Origin of the sequence: Cohnella sp. 56, from assembly GCF_037963805.1 — a bacterium.
Taxonomy (GTDB): Bacteria; Bacillota; Bacilli; order Paenibacillales; family Paenibacillaceae; genus Cohnella.
Map to the genome: position 1 here is coordinate 1 of NZ_JAZDQE010000006.1, position 17,629 is coordinate 17,629.

Here is a 17,629-nt window from a genome sequence, read left to right on the forward strand (position 1 = left end):
ATCTACACTTCTAATCCAGGGGGATGGCCCCCAGCTATTTATCGTGAAAGAATGCTATCACAAGCTGCTTAGTAACGGGATTTCTGTATGAGGGTGTTTTCAAACTGCACTTTTTTTGACAACTCCAATCCGCCTCCTCCCGCTCCCGCCACACCAATCGCCTCTCGTAGTGCAGGCGATCCGCCTCCTCCCGCTCCCGCCACACCAATCGCCTCTCGTGGTGCAGGCGATCCGCCTCCTCCCGCTCCCGCCACACCAATCGCCTCTCGTGGTGCAGGCGATCCGCCTCCTCCCGCTCCCGCCACACCAATCGCCTCTCGTAGTGCAGGCGATCCGCCTCCTCCCGCTCCCGCCACACCAATCGCCTCCCGTAGTGCAGGCGATCCCCACCCCCGCGGCGCGCAGCATCAAAAAAACCGCCCCGGCCCCCGCATACGATGCGGCGGGACGGGACGGCTCTCGACTAGCTCAAGCTTATGCCCTCTTCTTGCGCGTCAGGACGTCGAAGATGACAGCCGCGGCCAGCACGCCGCCGCGAATCATGTACTGGTAGGAGATACCGACGCCGAGCAGGTTCATGCCGCTCGTGAGCGAAGTCATGACGATGGCGCCGATGATCGAGCCGGTGACTTTGCCGACGCCGCCGGCTGCGGATACGCCGCCGACATAGGCGGCCGCGATCGCGTCCAGCTCGAACAGCGTGCCGGCCGTCGTGGTCGCGGACTGCAGGCGCGCGGTGAACAGGATGCCGGACAGCGCGGACAGCATGCCCATCGAGCCGAAGACGATGTAGGTGATCTTCTTGACGCTGATGCCGCTCAGGTGGGCGGCTTCCGGGTTGCTGCCGACCGCGTAAATATGGCGGCCGAGCACCGTCTTGGTCGTCAGGAAGTGGTAGACCACGACGACGGCCAGCATGATGATGACGGTCCAGGAGAAGCCGTTGTAGCCGGCGATGATCCATGTGATGTACGCGATGATGGCGGAGACGAAGACGAGCTTGACGGCGAAGATGCCGCGCGAGACGACTTCAAACTCATACTTGATCTTGTTGCGCCGGCCCGCGAATTCAAAGTAGATGTACAGCGCGATGACGACGAGGCCGAGAATGAGCGACAGTACGCTCAGCCCCCCGACTTCCCCAAGCGACGGGATAAAGCCGTTGCCGAGCGCATTGAAGTGCTCGTTTTTGACGATGATCGTCCCGGTCTTCTCCGTCACCATCAGCAGCGCACCGCGGAAAATCAGCATCGCCGCAAGCGAGGAGACGAACGCCGGGATGCCGACCGATGCGACGAGCACGCCGTTGAACATGCCGATCACGATGCCGAGCACGAGGATGACGGGGATCGTGATATAGACCGGGACGCCCCAGTTCGACAGCATGATCGCGGCGATGGCGCCCATGAAGCCGGCGGCGAATCCGACCGACAGGTCGATATGCCGGATGACGATGACGAGCGTCATGCCGACGGCGAGCACCGCGGTATAGCCGGTCATGTCGAGCAGATTGCTGATGTTGCGAGAGGACATGAACAGTCCGTCGGTCATGATCGAGAACGTGAGCATAATGACGAACAGCGCGATGTACATACCGTATTCGCGGATGTTGACTTTGATGAGCGACTTGGCTTCATTAAAGAAACTCATGGGTGATACCTCCTATTGCGTAGCCAGCTGCATGATTTTTTCCTGATCGGCCTCTTCGATCGGCAGTTCGCCCTTGATTCGGCCCTCGGCCATGACGTATACGCGGTCGCTCATGCCGAGCACCTCGCCAAGCTCGGAGGAGATCATGATGATGCTCATGCCTTCCGCAATCAGCTTGTTCATGATCGTGTAAATCTCGAACTTGGCGCCGACGTCGATGCCTCGGGTCGGTTCGTCGAGAATGAGCAGCTTCGGACCGACGAACAGCCATTTGCCGAGCGATACCTTCTGCTGGTTGCCGCCGCTGAGGTTGCCGACGATCTGCTCGACGGACGGCGCCTTCACGTTCATCGACTTTTTATAGGCGTTGGCGACTTTGACCTCTTCGTTCTGGTTGATGACGCCGCCTCGCGCGATGCCGTGCAGGTTCGCCGCCGTCATGTTGCTCTTGATGTCCTGGATCAGAAAGAGCCCGTCGCCCTTGCGGTCCTCGGTTACGTAGGCGATGCCGGCGCGAATCGCGTCGCTCGTATGCTTGAACGAACGCGGCTTGCCTTCCACATGCAGCTGTCCTTGCAGTTTATAGGACTTCGGATTGCCGAAGATGCTGAGTGCCAGCTCCGTGCGGCCCGAGCCCATCAAGCCGGCGATCCCGACGATTTCTCCTTTTTTAACGTGCAGATCGGCGTTCCTGACGACCTGGCGGCCCGACGCGACGTCGTAGGCGGACCAGTCGCGCACCTCGAGAATCTTGTCTCCGAACTTCTTGTCGGCGCGCTTCGGATAAATATCCTCGATCTCGCGGCCGACCATATTTTTGATGATGACGCTCTCCGTGATCTCGCCTTGGGAAGCGTTCAGCGTGCAAATCGTGCGTCCGTCGCGGATGACGGTGGCTTTGTCGGCGATCGAGATGACTTCTTTGAGTTTGTGGGAAATCATGATGCAGGTGATGCCCTGCCGCTTGAGCTCGCGCAGCAGATCGAGCAGGTTGTCACTGTCGTTCTCGTTGAGCGCGGCTGTCGGTTCGTCCAGAATGAGCAGCTTGACGTCCTTGCTCAGCGCCTTCGCAATCTCGACGAGCTGCTGCTTGCCCACGCCCAGGTCTTTGACGAGCGTCTCGGGATTGACGTTCAGACCGACTTTGCTTAACATGCGCTTGGCCTCTACGACCGTCCGGTTCCAGTCCACGACCGCGCCGCGCTTCACTTCATTGCCTGCAAAAATGTTCTCATAGACGGTGAGATCCGGAAACAGCGCGAGCTCCTGATAAATGATGGCGATGCCGGTCTTGACGCTGTCGCTGATCTTTCCGAACGCTTGCACCTTGCCGTCGAATACGATGTCGCCCGAATACGTGCCATGCGGATAAACGCCGCTAAGCACCTTCATCAAGGTGGACTTGCCCGCGCCGTTCTCGCCGATCAGACAATGAATCTCGCCTCGCTCGACCTTGAAGCTGACGTCGGTGAGCGCCTTGACGCCCGGGAATTCCTTGGTGATGCTCTTCATCTCTAAAATATAGTCGCTCATTCTCTTCACTCCTTAGGCGCAGCGACTGTCGACAATGGCGGAATCGCGATAGACGCATCTATCACGATCCCGCGCTCCAAGCTATATGCCGGCCGGGATTACAGACCCGTGAAGTCGCCCGCTTTGTAGTAGTCCGATTCGATGAGTTCTTTTTTGACGTTTTCCTTGTCGACGACGATGACGTCGGTTTGCTTCGCCTTCACGTCAACCTTGCCGTTGTTGTAGGAGCCGGTCGTCTCGGGCGTGCCGCCGTCGAGGATGCTGATCGCCATGCCCATCGCGTCCTTGACCAGCGTGCGGACATCCTTGAATACCGTCATCGATTGCTTGCCGTCGATTACATATTGGATGGAGGCCTTCTCAGCGTCTTGACCGGTTACGACGTAGCTTGTGATCGCCTTGTCGCTGGCGAATACGTCGGCGATGGAGCGGGCCGTGCCGTCGTTCGGCGCCAGGATGGCGACGTCGCCCTTCATGTCGGCTGCGGCGGAGGTCAGGTGCGTCTGCGCCTTGTTCTTGGCTTCGTTGGCGTCCCAGTTCGTGGTGACTTGGCCGATGATCTTGCTCATCTCGGCGCGCTCCAGCTTCTGCTTGCCCTTGAGCGCTTCGGCTTCGCTGGAGTTCGCGATCTTGAATGTGCCGTCCGCGATCTTCGGCTGCAGCACTTCCCATGCGCCTTGGAAAAACAGGAACGCATTGTTGTCGCTTGCGGCGCCGGCGTACAGGTACAGCGGCTGACCGTTGCCCTTCGCGTGATCGACCAGGTACTTCGCCTGCGCTGCGCCGACCGCGACGCTGTCGAACGTGACGTAGTAGTCGACTGCTTTTGTGTTCGTGATCAGACGGTCATAGGAGATAACCGTGATGCCTTCCTTCTTGGCGGCTTCGACAGCCGCTGCCGCGGCATCGCCGTCTTGCGGGCAGATGATGAGGACCTTGATGCCTTTGTTGATGAGCGTCTCGACATTTTCCTTCTCCTTGGCAGAGGAGCCTTGGCTGAACAGGATGTCAGTCGTATATTTGGTGCCGGACAGCGCATCCTTGAACCGTTGCTCGTCCTGCACCCATCTCGGCTCATCCTTCGTCGGGAGCACGATGCCTACGCTCACCTTGCTGCTGCCGCTGCTGCCGCCGTCCTTGCCGCAAGCTGCGGCGAGCGCCGCGAACATCATGACGACCATCAAGAGCGCGATCGTTTTGAATCCTTTTTTCATTGCTTGTATCCCCTTTCGATCTCGTCGGTTTTTCTGACAAGACCAACTATAGCACCGGACAAGATACGTGAAAGCGCTTATCAATAGCACTCTTTTACGACCGCCTGCAAATTTTTATCCTCGGTGGGCGGAAGCCAAAAACGCGCCGTTGAAACGGGAGGTGCGGCGGGGCAGGAGGCGGATGGTGACTCGCGGCGAAGCGCGGACTGCGGGCGCGGAGAATGCGAAAGAACCGCACGGTTTGTGCGGTTCCTGGATCGCGCGGGTCGCGCGCGGATATGGCGCAGCGGGGGCGGGGGCTAGCGCTCCGCCTGCTTGGCGTTCTTGTACACATCAGCCCGCGAGTGGAAGCCTTCGGCGATAATCGTCTCGTCGATGTTGGACTTGTCCACGGCGATCGGGGAGAGCAGCACGGACGGCACTTCGATCTTGCCGTTGTTGACCTTGCGGTCCGCGCCCGGGTCCTCGCCGCGGGCGAGCTTGAACGCGAGCTCGGCGGCCTTGTCGGCAAGCAGCTTGATCGGCTTGTAGACGGTCATCGTCTGCGTCCCTTCGACGATTCGCTGCGCCGCCGCCAGATCAGCGTCCTGGCCCGCGACCGGGATGCGCCCCGCGAGGCCTCTGGCCGCCAGCGCCTGGACGACCCCCCCGGCCGTCGCATCGTTGGCCGCGATGACCGCGTCGATCCGGCCGCCGTTCGCCTCGAGCGCCGCCTTCATATTAGCCAGCGCGTTCGCGGGCAGCCAGTCCTTGCTCCATTGATCGTAGACGACTCTAATGTCGCCGCTGTCGATCAACGGCTGGATGACGTTGAACACGCCCTGCTTGAACATATGCGCGTTGTTGTCCGTATCCGCTCCGCCGATATATACGTATTTGCCGCGCGGCACCAGCTTCAGGAGCGCCTGGGCCTGCAGCTCGCCGACCTTCTCGTTGTCGAACGATACGTACAGATCGATGTCGGCATTGTTGACGAGCCGGTCGTACGCGAGCACCTTGATGCCCGACGAGTGCGCGCGCTTGACGATCGCCGCCGTGGCCGCCGCATTGTGCGGCACGATGACGAGGATGTCCACGCCTTCGCTGATCATCGTCTCGGCCTGCGAGATCTGCCTGGCATCGTCGCCGTTCGCCGCCTCGATGATGACCTGAGCGCCGAGCGCCTCGGCGGCGGCTTTGAACAGATCGCGGTCGCGGAGCCAGCGCTCCTCGAGCAGCGTGTCCATCGCGAAGCCGATCTTGATCGGCCCGCTCCGGTCCGGAATCACACCGCCGCCGCCCCCCGCGCCCTGCGAGGCCGAAGCCGCAGGACCACCATTCCCGGTCGCCCCGCCGTCGCTGCATCCCGCCGCGAGGCACGACAGCGACAGCACGACCGCCAGCAGCAGCGCCAGCGCACCCGACTGCGTGCTTCCTCTTTTGAACGCCATCTTCACGGTCCCCTCTTGCCGAGCAGTGTCTTGCGATATTCGGTCGGCGAGACGTCGCACATTTTTTTGAACACCTTGCTGAAGTAGTTCGGATCGTGATAGCCGACCTCGAACGTGATCTCCTTCAGGCTGCGGTCCGGATCGCCCATGAGCTTCTTGGCTTTGTCGATGCGGCATTCGGTCAGAAAGTCGATGTAGTTGACGCCGAGCTGCTCCTTGAAGAGCTTGCTGATGTAAAAAGGGCTGAGCCCGACCCGCTTGCCGATCGCCTCCAGCGAGATGTCCTCGTGGGAATGCTCGTAGATGTATTGCTTGATCTGCTGGATGGCATCCGGCTTGATCCGCTCCTGGTGAGCCTCGAACGCCTGCCGCAGCCGTCCGAGGAGCAGCGACGTCTCGGCCCGCAGCTGCCGGTAGTCCCGCGCCTGAAATGAAAACAGCGGCATATCCGTCTCCACGCCCATCTCAAGCAGCACGCGCGAGGCGAGCCAGAGAAGCTCCAGCACGCGCTGCTGCCCGAGCAGCAGATCCGCTCTCTCGCTCTCGCAGCGCCTGAGCAGCTCAAGCGCGTCCGCTTCGATCTGCTCCCACTGCCCGAGCCGCACACGGTCGAAAAACTGCCGCTCCCATTGCTTCGCGGACAATCCCTCGCGGGCTATGCCAAGCGATGGCGTATCCGCGTACAGCCGGTACTTGACCGGCACGGTCGGATCCGAGGAAGCGATCAGCGCTTCCTGATAGGATTGCCGGATCTGATCCAGCGATTCGCATACGCCGCCGATGCCGACGAACCAGCCGTCCAAGCCGCGCGCCCGCGCGCCCCCGCCTGCATCACGGGCTTCGCCGGCCGAGTCGGCCCCCGCCGCAGCCGTACGGCCTGCCGCCAGCTCGCCGGCACCGCCCGCCTCCTCTGCGGCCCCCGCGCTGCCGTCCGCCGGCGCCTGCTCCGCATCCGCGACCGACAGCAGCTCGCGCGCGACGGCGAGCGCCTGCGAGCGGTACGAGCGCGCCGGGTCCCTGAACATGATGACCGGGATATGCCGTCCGTACATGGCGCCTACCCAGCCGCCGCCCGCCTGTCTCGCCTTTTCCCGGATCGCGGCATACAAGCGCTCGGAGCCCTCTGGCAGCAGGACGGTCATCGCGAACGGCTCGCTCCCCGCGCTCACGCCGAGCAGGCCGAGCAGCTCGTCCAGATGCACCTCGTGCACATGATCGAACAGCAGCTGCGTGACGATATCGGTCTCGATGACCGGCAACACCTTGCGCAGCGCATCCTCCTGCCGCTTGCTCGTCTCGGCCGACCTGCGCTCCTCCGCGATCTGGCTCAGCACCTTGCCCACCGTCGCCACGATCTCGCTCGCCTTGCTCGGCTTGAGCAGGTAGTCCTTGACCCCCAGCTTGATCGCCTGGCGCGCATAGTCGAACGTATCGTACGCCGTGACCATCACGAACTTGGTGTCCGGCAGCTCTGCGGCGATCAGCTCGATCGCTTCGAGACCGTTCATGCCGGGCATTTTAATATCCATCAGGATCAGGTCCGGACGCAGCTCGCCGGCCAGTTCCACCGCGATTTTTCCGTTTTTGGCCTGCGCGATGTCGAGCTCGGGGAAGCCTTTGCGAATGATCGCCTGCAAGCCTTCCCGTTCGATCTGCTCGTCGTCTACGATCAAGAGCTTAGTCATCGCTGTCGAATCTCCTTGTCTTCGGGATGTGTAGGACAACCGTCGTGCCCTGCGGGCCGCTCGCGATCTCGATCACGTCGTCCATTCCGTAAAAGAGGCGCAGCCGCCGCACGACATTGCTGAAGCCGATGCCGGTCGAATGACCCTCCGCCTCCACCTGATGCTCCTCGAGAATCTGTCGGACCTTCAGCTCGGGCATGCCCGGTCCGTCGTCGGCGATCTCGACCGTCACGCGATCCTCCCCGTCATCCCTCAAGCTGAAGCGGATCGTGCCACCGTCCTCGCTCGGTTCGACCGCGTGGATGACCGCATTCTCCACGATCGGCTGGAGCGTGAGTCCCGGGATCTGAACGTGCAGGCAGGTGTCGTCAATATCCGTCTCGAACCGCAGCCGGTCGGTGAAGCGCGCCTTCTGGATCTCCATGTACTGGCGCAGCACCTTCACTTCCTCGTACAGCGTCACCGACCTGTCGAGCCGTTTGAGGTTGTAGCGCAGCAATCCGGCCACGCTCGCGAGCAGGTCGCTCGTCTCCTCGGAGCCTTCGAGATAAGCCTTCTTGGACAGCGTGTCGAGCGTGTTGAACAGAAAGTGCGGATTGATCTGGCTCTGCAGGCTCCGCAGCTGGCTCTCCTGCAAGAGCAGCTTGTTCTGCTGGAGCTCGTGTTCGAGCTGCGCCTTCTGCTGGATCTCGGAGATCAGGTTGTTGATGTTGATGCGCATCCGCTCGAACATTTTGGCCAGGAAGGAGATCTCGTCATTCGACTTGACCTCGACCTTGAGGTCGAACCGCCCGCGCGACAGCTCCTTGGCCGCCTGGGTGAGCTTCTGGATCGGCCGCGTGATGCTGAGCGAGAATCCGTAGGTGAACAGCAGCATCAGCAGCGTGATCGTCAGCAGCAGCCAGACCCCGAGCTTCTTGAGCTCGGCCGATTGCTCGATGATGCCGCGGTAGAACCGGTCGTACGTCCTCAGCTCCGTGTCGATCAGCGTGAGCGTCATCTCCGAGATGTACTTGGAGATGCGGGTCGCCTCGTTGAAGGCGTTTTCCGAATCCTCGGATTCCTTTTCCGATTGAAACAGCAGCGAGCGGTCCGTCGTCTCCAACAGACTGTCGATCAGATTCATGTAATTGGTGATGGCGAACTCGTTGTCCGCGTTCCTCAGATCGATGACGTCGAGCCGGGCTCTGCGCAGCTGTTCCTTGCTCCGGTCGAGCAGTCCGAGATTGGCCTCCGTCGGCTTGTTCCGATAGTTGTTGAGCGCCGTAACTGTCTGCTGGCTGGCGCCCGTCACCTCACTCATGCGCAAGTATCGCTGCAATATGTCGTTGTACTGGTCCTGCGTCTTCTGATTGTAATAGGTCAGCGTCACCCAGATCGCGACCATGATGAACAGGACGATGGCGGCGAGCGTCCAGATCTTGCGCTGGATGCTGGTCATGGCGCTTCCTTCAGCTTGAGCATCTTGATATCGGTCGGATAGCCGTCCGTATTCAGAGGCATGACCTCGCCGCTCAGCCATTTGACCATCAGATTCACGCCGATCCTCCCCATCTGCTCCGGAGACTGCTCGAGCATCCCGTCGAGCTTGCCCTTCTCCAGCAGACCCAGGCTGTCCGGACTGTCGTCAAAAGAGTAGATATCGTAAGGCCCGACCTGCGAGCGCCTGCCGATCTCCTGGATCATCGCGGCCGCGATGTTGGCGTTGACCGCGATGAAGGCGTCGACGTCCGGCAGCCGGTTCATCATATCCTGCGTCGTGGCGATGACCTGCTCGCGGGCCTCCTGCGTCTCCGCGTACGACGTGCGCACGTCCGGGTAAAGCTTCAGCACGTCGTGAATGCCCGCGAGACGCTGCTTCTGATAATATTCCTCGCTGCTGTCGCCCATCAGGATGACCGTGCCCGACACGCCCATGTCGGCGATCAGTTGCCTCGCGATCAGCTGTCCTGCGGCGTATTGATCCGAGCCGACGTACGTCCGCCTCAGGCTGTCGACCATCGGCACGTCGCTGCCGACGGTGATGACGGGAATGCCGTAGAAGGCCGCCTTGACCTTGGTCAAGTTTTTAAACGCGTCCGTGTCGAGGCCCTGTACGATGATCCCGTCCACCTTCGAATCGATGGCGATCTCCAGCTTCTTCAGGAAATCCTCCTGGTCCTTGTTGTAGCTGCCCCACACTTCGATGCTGGCGCCGCTCGCGATCGCCTCCGCCCTGGCGCCGGCGGCGACCTTGTCCCAGAACGGCGTATCCAGCTCCTGCGTGATGAGGACGAGCCGATAGCGGGCTTGCTGCTCCGCCGGCGTCCGCGGCAGCTGCCGCTCGGAGCGGAACACGCGATCCGCGGACTGCGCGGTAAAGTACAACAGGACGACGCACAGGGCGCCGATCACGATAAGCAACGATTTGCGCAAGCGAATGACTCCGTTTCCAATTGGACTAGCTACATCATATCAGAGGCGATGGGAAGATCAAGCGCTGCGGCGCGGCAAACGCAAATAAGCCCGGCCGCCTGCGAGGCAGACGAGGCCGGGCTCATACGTTTTATATGCCGCGGTGCTTACAGTCCCAGCTTGCTGCCCCGCTCGAGGCGCTGGATTTGCTTTTCCCCGGTGTCGGCCAGCTCGCGGAACTGGTTGATCGTCTCGCGCATGCGGGGCAGCGCTTCCTGCTTGTAGGTGCTGATCGAGTCGAGCGCGGACAGCACGTCGGTGAACGCCTGCTTCATCGTGTCGACCGAGATATTGGCCTCGATCGCTTGCTTCTGGATCGCCACGCCCTGCTCCTTGAGCATGCGGGACGTGCCGGCGATCAGCTCGTTGGTCGTCTGGTTCAGCAGCTCGATTTTCTTGAGCACGATCTTCTGGTTGTACAGCGCACTGGCCACGGTGACGGCGATTTTGAGCGCCGATACGGTGACGTTTTTGGCCCGGTCGACGCCGCGGATCAGCTCCTTGTTGTTGCGAATGACAACCTCCATCGCCATGATGCCCTGCTGATTGACGACCAGCATCTGCTGCAGGTCCATCAACCGCTGGCGCAGCGGGAACATGACTTCCTCGGTGATGAAGCGGATCTTCTCGGGGTCTTCGCTCCGCGCCTTGGCGGCCTCGACCTGCTGCTCGATTGAAGCGTCCATGAGCGAGCCGAGCTGGATTTCCTTTTGCAGCTTCTTGGTCAGGTCGCGCAGCGTCTGCTGCTCGATCTCGAGCGTCGTATTGTCGTTCTTGAGCGTCGTCTTGCCCTTGTCGAGGGAGACGATGATGTCGGCGATGACGACGTCGGCCTTCTCGTAGCGGGCGAAGTACGCCCGCAGCGGGTTGAACAGCTTGCCGAGCATGCCGCGCTTGGCGAAGTCGATCGCGCTCGGGTCGAGATCCTTGAGCTGGATGTTCAGCTCCGCCAGCCCCTTGGCGACCTGACCGCCCTCATCACCCGTCTTGGACAGATTGCCGACCGTGATTTGCAGCAGCTGGTTTTTCTCCGACGACGTGCGCATCGTGCCCATGCCGAACGAATCGATCGACTGGAGAATGCCCTTGCGCTTGTCGAGCGATTCGATGTCGAGCGACATGATCGCCTGCACGTTGCTGTCCGCCATCTCCTGCAGCTTGGCGACTTCCTCGGGGACGGGCTTTACTTCCTCTTCGATCGCGACCTTGATCTCTTCCTGACTGGGCACTTCCATCGTAAATGACATCTCGCGCTCATCCTCCCATGGCTCTATGGCTTACATTTGAACGTTGAACAGATTGCCGAGCTTGTAGACGACGTCGTCCGTATCCGCGTTGATGCTGGCTGCCTCGTTGATGCTCGAGATGCTCTGCAGCGCCTTGATGTCGGCATTGTAGCCGACCGTGTAGATCGGCACCTTGAAGCTCTCGATCAGCCCCTGGACCGCCTTCAGCTTGAGGCCGACATTGGTCTCCCCGTCGCTCAGGACGAAGATCAGCGGCTTGACGTTCGGATTGACCGCCATATAGTCCTGCAGCAGCTTGAGCGCCACGACGACGCCGTCGAACGTCGCGGTGCTGCCGCCCGCCTGCAGGCCGTCGACCGCGCCGACGAACATCGACTGCTGGTTCGTATCGTACTTGGCGATGGGCAGGTTGATCGTGACGTTGCTGGAGTAGGAGACGAGTCCGATGCTGTTGTCCCGGCCGAGATACTTCTGGCCCTTGAGCAGCGATTCCTTCAGCCGGTTCAGCGGCTCGCCGTCCATGCTCCCGGAGACGTCGGCGACGAACACCGCGGCGATCGGCTTGGCGCCGTTTTTCTTTTCCTTCCATACCTTTTGCGCGGCGATCAGGACGCTGCCTTCGACGGCACCGAGGGTCGGCTTGTAATCCTCCAGATTGTTGAAGCCCTTGTCCTTGCCGTCGTCCTGGTACTTGGCCTGGGCCGCGAATTCGGCGAACTTCTTCACGATCTCGAGCTTGGTGGCGGAAATGTTGCCGAGCGCGTAGAGCGGGCTGTCGTGCCGGGCGCCGAACGGCGTGAACACGTAGCCGCCCTTCAGGTCCGCCGCGTTCACGTAGGTCTGGTACTCCAGCACGAAGCCGTCGAGCGCGCCGGACTTGGCTGCGTCGCGCATCTGCAGCGTCGTCGACGCGATGAACGGCACGTTGGCCTGGAAGCTCTCGAAGCCCTGGACGGCCTTGTCGCTGAGCAGGTTGGCGCTGTCGAACGTCTGCAGCGCCGCGACGAGGAAGTTCAGCCCCGTCGAGCTGGCGAACGGGTCCGTGTAGCCCATCGAAAAGTCGCCCGCCGCGATCGCCTCGGTCACCGTCTTGACGTTGACCTTGCCGTACTTCTGCACGAGCGCGTCATACTTGGCCTTCGAGATGACGATGCCGGGCACATTGCCGACGAGACGCTTCGCGACGAGCTGCGTCTTCACGCCGCTCGCCTTCACCATCTCGCCCCACAGCTCGTTGGACGGCGTGAACGCATCCGGCACGTACTTGCCCGAACGAATATAGTCAGCCGCCGTACCGGAAGCGATATTGCGCAGCTTGACCGATACCGGCTTGCCGTTGACGTCGATGTTCGCCTTGTTGAAGTCCTTCGCGACATCCGTCAGCCACCCGTCGCCTCCCGTGCCGGACTTCTCCGTCGACGAGAAAATCTCGATATAATCGGCCGTCGTGCTGTCCGCCGTGATCGGGAACTTGGAGATATCGGGCAGGGACGCGGCCAAATCCACCGGATCGAGGTCGATCTGTCCTTTGACCGGCGTCTCCGTCGTCACGTCGATATTGCCGTATAGCTTGTTCAGCCGCTTGCCCGCATCCTCCGTCGCCACCTGCTTGTCGGACTTGCCCCAGTTCGTGGACAGATTGACGCCGATGTAGACGATGGCGAACACGACGACCAGAATAGTGCCGGTTACGATCAGAAACTTCTTGCCGCTCCTCAATGCGTCGCACCCCTTATTATTTATAGTATTTGGTCTGCTTGATCAGGGAATCGATCTCCACCATGGCCGGCATCTGCTCGATCTCGCCCGGCTCGATGCTGTCGAGGCGGGATATCTCGAGCAGCAGCTTGTCGAGCTGAAGCAGCATTTCTTCGTTCGTGCCGATCGCATGCTTGATATAAGACAGATAGTCGTTGTAAAAATCGGTTTTCTCCTGCAGCAGCTTGGGCGAGTAGCGCGCCGACTTGCGCGTCATCACCCGCTCGTACTCTGCTTCGTCGAACACGCCGAGCCGATTCAGCACGCTTTTTATATTCAAGTAGAATAGATTCTCTACCTCGTCCGCCACGGAGGAAAACTTGGCGAAGCTCATCTCGCCGAGCTCGAACCGCTGATGCAGCACCTTGAGCAAGGTCGCCTTCTTCTTGTCCATCCGGTCCATCTGCTCCAGCGCAGCCGAGATATCCTCCGCGAGGACGCGGATACGGCCGTACGGGGCCAGTGCGCCCACATAGTCCTCGCGGGTCTGGATCGGCTTGGTCGTCAGCACGATCGGTGTCTTGTAGAGCCAGTTGTAGCTGCCGTAAATAATCGCGATCGCGCTGGCGGCCAGCAGCGTCACGCCCAGCGCGGTCTCGAACGCGCTGCCGCCGATCGTCACGCCGGCGAAGGCGGGGGACAGCGCCAAAATATTGATGACAGCCGCACCGGCCACGACCCCGAGCATTTTCAAATAGTTCTTTCCGGCCAACGCTTGTAGCCCCTTTCCCGCGATGTTCGTTCGGTCCGTTCGATCCGCCGCTATGCTATGAATATGCGATCTTCCGGGCGATCAGTTCATATAATTAAATACTACCATATTATGCTAGGATTCGAGGGTTGTAAACAAAATAAACGTTTTTGACGGGAATCCAGCGACGATATGAAGCAATACGCAGCGCGCGCGGATACGTTCCCAAAAACGTCCTGTCGGCTGTCCGCATCGTACCGGCCTGGCCTGCCTCACCCTAAAAAAGCCCGCTCCGCGAATCGCTTCGCAAAGCAGGCCTCTCTGTCACGCTCTGAGCGCGCTGCCGCAGCGCGCGCAGTACCGGGTCCCCTGCGGCGAGACGGTGCCGCAGCCGGCGCATCGAAGCTCGCCTCCGGCCTCGGCCTCCGGATCGGCATGCTTCAGCGACTCGCGGACATACGGGTTCAGCGCGGCGAAGGCGCGGAGCTCCTCGCGTCTGCCGTTGCGGATCAGGATATACAGCAGGCTCAGGCCGACGCATCCGACCGCCACCATCGTCCCGAGCTTCGCCAGGCCGTTCGAATAATGGAGATCCCACAGCGCATGGAGCCCGACGACGGCGGCAAGCAGCAGGAGCGCGACCTGCGGCCTGAAGCGCCGGCGAGAAGCCGCGTCCACCTGCCCGGACGTACGCGAGGCGGTGCCGATCCAGATGCCCGCCGCGGCGATCGCCGTCCATGTCCCATGTCCGAACGGGGACAGCAGCGCGCGGATCCACAGCACCGACAGCATACCGATCGACGAAGCCGCTTCGAGATTCGACCAGCCGTAGATCACGCTCTCTACCGCCGCGAAGCCCATGCCCGCCGCAGCCCCGAACACGACCGCGTCCATCAGGAACCGCATCTGCTTCGTGCGGATGAGCGCGAGGCACACGAGCAGCTTGGCGCTCTCCTCAATGACCGATACCGTCAGGGGGACTCTGAGCTGCGAGAAGTCTCCTGCCTCTGCGCCGCCGCCGAACAGCGAGACACGCTCCAGATACCAGGCCAACGGGACGGCCACCGCCGCGGAGGAGACGAAGATCAATCCGAGCCTGACCGGACTGAAGCCCAGCAGCTGATGGCTGCGAATATACGATACGAATGTCACCGGCCCTACGATGCCCCCTACGATCAGCGCCGCGAAGTTCAGCCAGCTGCTGCGCAGTATGAGCGCGAGCACGGTCAATGCGACGAATCCGCCGCCGAGCCAGAGCAGCACGTCGATCCAGCGCTCCTGCGCCTTCGGCAGCGCGGGTTCGAGGACGACGGACGCGGCTTCGCCGCCTTGTCCCTCCTCCGCCTTCGGCAGCAGATGCGGCGCCCGAATGCGCAGCATCTCCATAAACTGCCGGCGCACGGGCGGGTAGTAGTCAAGAATGTAGTGAAACTCGCTCTTGCCCATGACGAGCAGCTCGCCATCCTCTGAAGCCGTGACCGATGCCTCGGAAGGCGTGTCCGTCAGCAGCCCGATCTCGCCGAAAAAATCGCCTGCCCGCAGCACCGTCTTCCGCTTATTCGGGCTCCGAACCTCTACGCTTCCGCCGGCGAGCATGTAGAAGCTGTCCAGCTCCGCGCCTGCGTGTACGAGCAGCTCGCCCTTTTTCATCCGTCTGACCGTCGTGATCTCGGCGAGGCCGCGCAGCTCCGCATCCGGAATATCCGACCAGATCGAAGCTTTGCGGAGCATGCGGTGGATCATCCGAATCCGGACGGTCAGCAGCAGGCTCTCGTGAAAAAGCGGACTGCGCTCCGCGAGCAGCTCGAACGAGCGCCGGTCCAGCCGCAGCGCTTCGACCTCGCCGACTGCCTTCACCGTCGCCGTTCTTCGCTCTTTGCGCAGCAGCCCGATCTCTCCGACCAGCGCTCCGGGGCCCAGCTCGGCGAGCAGCAGCGACTCGCCGACCAGGTTGCGGGATGCCACCTGCACGGTCCCCCGCTGGATGAAGTAGCAGTCCGAGCCCGTATCCCCCTCGATCAGAAGAGGACGGCCGTCTCCGAACGAGACGAGCTCGATAGAGGCGGCCGCGATGCGAAGCTCTGAATCGGGTATGCCGCGCAGCAGGGAGTGTCCGCTCAGGAATGCGATTACGTCGTCTTGTGGCATTCGCTTCTCTTCCGTTTCTGTGCGTGTCCGCTCATTTATCTCATGTTGCCGATGATCGAGCTGCGGGAGTCCGACATCTTCTTGACGAAGTTCGTCATGACGTCGAACGCTTCGTTGCGCTTGTTCGAGAGGCTCTGCAGACGAAGCATATCCATCTGCTGCGAGTTGGACTGGGCGTCGATCATGGACTTAATCTGCTGGATGTACACTTCGAGCTGCCCCTTCGTCGACGGGACGGCATCCGTCAGACCGGCGTTCTTGATCGCGTTTTGCACATCGGCATACCTTTGCTTTTCCTCGCTGCCCGCATTCGGGACCGGGGTATCTTTGCCTGCGTCGGAATTAAACCGGCCCGCCACGACGTTCAACGTGTTCAGCACCTGATTCAGCTTCGCAATCTGGTCGTTCTTCGCCTGCACGCTCTCGATCTGTTCCTTGAGCTGCTGCTCCAGCAGGTTCGCCCGATTGGACTGCACCGCCATCATCGCCGTCTCCAGATCCATACTGCTGACGTTGATCTGCGTCATGTCGATGGACCCGACCGCGTTCTGCGTCGCGCCTTTGCCCAGCGCATCGTTGACCGCGTCGTACACCGAATTGTTGTACATCAGCGCAGATCCGCCGATCACGCCCACCACGAATACACCTGCCATTGCCAATGCTCTTTTTTTCGAGTTCACCGGACAGCCCCCTATGAAAATCATCATTTATTTCCAGCATATTATGTCGGCGGCGGGAACGTCAATGATAAATAAGGTGAGCCGGCGAACGAAGAGGCTGCGCGGTCAGCGGTTGAAAATACCCAGATACTCGGCCCACGGGCCGACATCCGTCCGGTAACGGAGCGCCATCACTCTGACAATCTGAGCGAGATGCGTCATGTCATGCACAACCCAGGCGGAGACAAGCTCCCTCGCCTTCACCGTGCCGAACGCAGGGTGCGTACCGGTCCGCTCGAGAGACACTTCGTCGGTGCCGACGAGTGCTCTCAGGCGCTCGATGCTGCGGGCTCTCAGCTCGGCGAACTCCTCCAGCTTCCGCTCCGTCGTCCGCTCGGCGGCGGACAGATGCGCGAAGCGGTCGAACGCGGGGAACGGCTTGCTCTCTCCCTCGCGCAGTATAAACGCCAGACGCGGAATCCAGTTGGACTGCTCCCCCTCGATCAGGTGACCGACGACCTCGTCCGCGTTCCACGTGCCCTCTCCTTCGTTGCAGCGGAGCCAGCCCTCGGGCAGGCCGGACAGGAGCGACGCCAGCGTCTGCGGGGTACGACTGAGGATGCTGATGGCTTCTTCCAGGTTAAAATTCATGCGGAGACCTCCCATGCGGCGGAATGTGAATGTGGAATGCGCGCGGGCGCGCGGGGGCGGCCATCGCCTGCACTACGAGAGGCGATGGGCTTCGCGGGCGCGCGGGGGCAGTCATCGCCTGCACTACGAGAGGCGATGGGCTTCGCGGGCGCGCGGGGGCAGTCATCGCCTGCACTACGAGAGGCGATGGGCTCCGTGGGCGCGCGGCGGCGGCCATCGCCTGCACTACGGGAGGCGATGGGCTCCGCGGGCGCGCGGGGGCAGTCATCGCCTGCACTACGAGAGGCGATGGGCTCCGCGGGCGCGCGGGGGCGATCATCGCCTGCACTACGAGAGGCGATGGGCTCCGCGGGCGGGCGGGGGCGATCATCGCCTGTACTACGAGAGGCGATGGGCTGGGCGGGCGCGCGGGGGCGGCCATCGCCTGCACTACGAGAGGCGATGGGCTCCGCGGGCGCGCGATCCGGCGATGCGCCCGGCAGATGCGCGCTCCCCACCGCCCCCATCAC

The 17,629-nt window shown here is 61.6% G+C and carries 14 protein-coding genes; all 14 read right to left on the reverse strand.

Annotated features, from left to right (window positions below):
* Nucleotides 1-474: 474 nt before the first annotated feature.
* The 14 genes from VQ071_RS12680 to VQ071_RS12745 all read right to left on the reverse strand — a co-directional run bounded on the left by VQ071_RS12680 (nucleotide 475) and on the right by VQ071_RS12745 (nucleotide 17,626).
* Nucleotides 475-1,650: a sugar ABC transporter permease gene (locus tag VQ071_RS12680; protein ID WP_340514373.1), complete on the reverse strand. Its 1,176-nt coding sequence runs from the start codon at nucleotides 1,648-1,650 to the stop codon at nucleotides 475-477.
* A gap of 12 nt (nucleotides 1,651-1,662) precedes the next feature.
* Nucleotides 1,663-3,183 carry a sugar ABC transporter ATP-binding protein gene (locus VQ071_RS12685; RefSeq protein WP_340514374.1) on the reverse strand — a complete coding sequence of 507 codons (1,521 nt, stop codon included), beginning with the start codon at nucleotides 3,181-3,183 and terminating at the stop codon, nucleotides 1,663-1,665.
* Nucleotides 3,184-3,281: 98 nt separating this feature from the next.
* A complete protein-coding gene (locus tag VQ071_RS12690; RefSeq protein WP_340514375.1) occupies nucleotides 3,282-4,397 on the reverse strand; it encodes a sugar ABC transporter substrate-binding protein in 1,116 nt (371 codons plus the stop codon).
* Nucleotides 4,398-4,696: 299 nt separating this feature from the next.
* Nucleotides 4,697-5,827: a D-xylose ABC transporter substrate-binding protein gene (xylF, locus tag VQ071_RS12695; RefSeq protein WP_340514376.1), complete on the reverse strand. Its 1,131-nt coding sequence runs from the start codon at nucleotides 5,825-5,827 to the stop codon at nucleotides 4,697-4,699.
* 2 nt (nucleotides 5,828-5,829) lie between these two features.
* On the reverse strand, nucleotides 5,830-7,512 hold the full coding sequence (locus VQ071_RS12700; RefSeq protein WP_340514377.1) for a response regulator: 1,683 nt from the start codon (nucleotides 7,510-7,512) through the stop codon (nucleotides 5,830-5,832).
* Nucleotides 7,505-8,953 (reverse strand): sensor histidine kinase, encoded by a 1,449-nt coding sequence (locus VQ071_RS12705; RefSeq protein ID WP_340514378.1) that lies wholly within the window; start codon nucleotides 8,951-8,953, stop codon nucleotides 7,505-7,507. The genes VQ071_RS12700 and VQ071_RS12705 overlap by 8 nt, the downstream gene beginning before the upstream one ends.
* Nucleotides 8,950-9,927 carry a substrate-binding domain-containing protein gene (locus VQ071_RS12710; RefSeq protein ID WP_340514379.1) on the reverse strand — a complete coding sequence of 326 codons (978 nt, stop codon included), beginning with the start codon at nucleotides 9,925-9,927 and terminating at the stop codon, nucleotides 8,950-8,952. The genes VQ071_RS12705 and VQ071_RS12710 overlap by 4 nt, the downstream gene beginning before the upstream one ends.
* Nucleotides 9,928-10,073: 146 nt before the next feature.
* A complete protein-coding gene (locus VQ071_RS12715) occupies nucleotides 10,074-11,213 on the reverse strand; it encodes a toxic anion resistance protein (protein WP_340514380.1) in 1,140 nt (379 codons plus the stop codon).
* A 30-nt stretch (nucleotides 11,214-11,243) separates the two neighbouring features.
* The gene (locus tag VQ071_RS12720) at nucleotides 11,244-12,932 is read right to left on the reverse strand and encodes a vWA domain-containing protein (protein ID WP_340514381.1); all 1,689 of its coding nucleotides are present in this window, start codon (nucleotides 12,930-12,932) and stop codon (nucleotides 11,244-11,246) included.
* Between the two features lie 16 nt (nucleotides 12,933-12,948).
* On the reverse strand, nucleotides 12,949-13,683 hold the full coding sequence (locus VQ071_RS12725) for a hypothetical protein (RefSeq protein WP_340514382.1): 735 nt from the start codon (nucleotides 13,681-13,683) through the stop codon (nucleotides 12,949-12,951).
* Nucleotides 13,684-13,986: 303 nt separating this feature from the next.
* Complete coding sequence (locus VQ071_RS12730) at nucleotides 13,987-15,810, reverse strand: cyclic nucleotide-binding domain-containing protein (RefSeq protein ID WP_340514383.1); 1,824 nt, start codon at nucleotides 15,808-15,810, stop codon at nucleotides 13,987-13,989.
* Between the two features lie 35 nt (nucleotides 15,811-15,845).
* Nucleotides 15,846-16,463 carry a hypothetical protein gene (locus VQ071_RS12735; protein ID WP_340514384.1) on the reverse strand — a complete coding sequence of 206 codons (618 nt, stop codon included), beginning with the start codon at nucleotides 16,461-16,463 and terminating at the stop codon, nucleotides 15,846-15,848.
* A 132-nt stretch (nucleotides 16,464-16,595) separates the two neighbouring features.
* Complete coding sequence (locus VQ071_RS12740; protein ID WP_340514385.1) at nucleotides 16,596-17,120, reverse strand: DinB family protein; 525 nt, start codon at nucleotides 17,118-17,120, stop codon at nucleotides 16,596-16,598.
* Entirely contained in the window at nucleotides 17,117-17,626 is a 510-nt protein-coding gene (locus tag VQ071_RS12745; RefSeq protein WP_340514386.1) for a hypothetical protein, read from the reverse strand. The genes VQ071_RS12740 and VQ071_RS12745 overlap by 4 nt, the downstream gene beginning before the upstream one ends.
* Between the last annotated feature and the right edge of the window lie 3 nt (nucleotides 17,627-17,629).

What these genes read in the sequence shown, in the direction of transcription:
- VQ071_RS12680 (WP_340514373.1), bottom strand. Translation starts at nt 1,650, where the DNA reads ATGAGTTTCTTTAATGAAGCCAAGTCGCTCATCAAAGTCAACATCCGC.
- VQ071_RS12685 (WP_340514374.1), bottom strand. Translation starts at nt 3,183, where the DNA reads ATGAGCGACTATATTTTAGAGATGAAGAGCATCACCAAGGAATTCCCG.
- VQ071_RS12690 (WP_340514375.1), bottom strand. Translation starts at nt 4,397, where the DNA reads ATGAAAAAAGGATTCAAAACGATCGCGCTCTTGATGGTCGTCATGATG.
- xylF (WP_340514376.1), bottom strand. Translation starts at nt 5,827, where the DNA reads ATGGCGTTCAAAAGAGGAAGCACGCAGTCGGGTGCGCTGGCGCTGCTG.
- VQ071_RS12700 (WP_340514377.1), bottom strand. Translation starts at nt 7,512, where the DNA reads ATGACTAAGCTCTTGATCGTAGACGACGAGCAGATCGAACGGGAAGGC.
- VQ071_RS12705 (WP_340514378.1), bottom strand. Translation starts at nt 8,953, where the DNA reads ATGACCAGCATCCAGCGCAAGATCTGGACGCTCGCCGCCATCGTCCTG.
- VQ071_RS12715 (WP_340514380.1), bottom strand. Translation starts at nt 11,213, where the DNA reads ATGTCATTTACGATGGAAGTGCCCAGTCAGGAAGAGATCAAGGTCGCG.
- VQ071_RS12730 (WP_340514383.1), bottom strand. Translation starts at nt 15,810, where the DNA reads ATGCCACAAGACGACGTAATCGCATTCCTGAGCGGACACTCCCTGCTG.
- VQ071_RS12735 (WP_340514384.1), bottom strand. Translation starts at nt 16,463, where the DNA reads ATGGCAGGTGTATTCGTGGTGGGCGTGATCGGCGGATCTGCGCTGATG.
- VQ071_RS12740 (WP_340514385.1), bottom strand. Translation starts at nt 17,120, where the DNA reads ATGAATTTTAACCTGGAAGAAGCCATCAGCATCCTCAGTCGTACCCCG.
- VQ071_RS12745 (WP_340514386.1), bottom strand. Translation starts at nt 17,626, where the DNA reads ATGGGGGCGGTGGGGAGCGCGCATCTGCCGGGCGCATCGCCGGATCGC.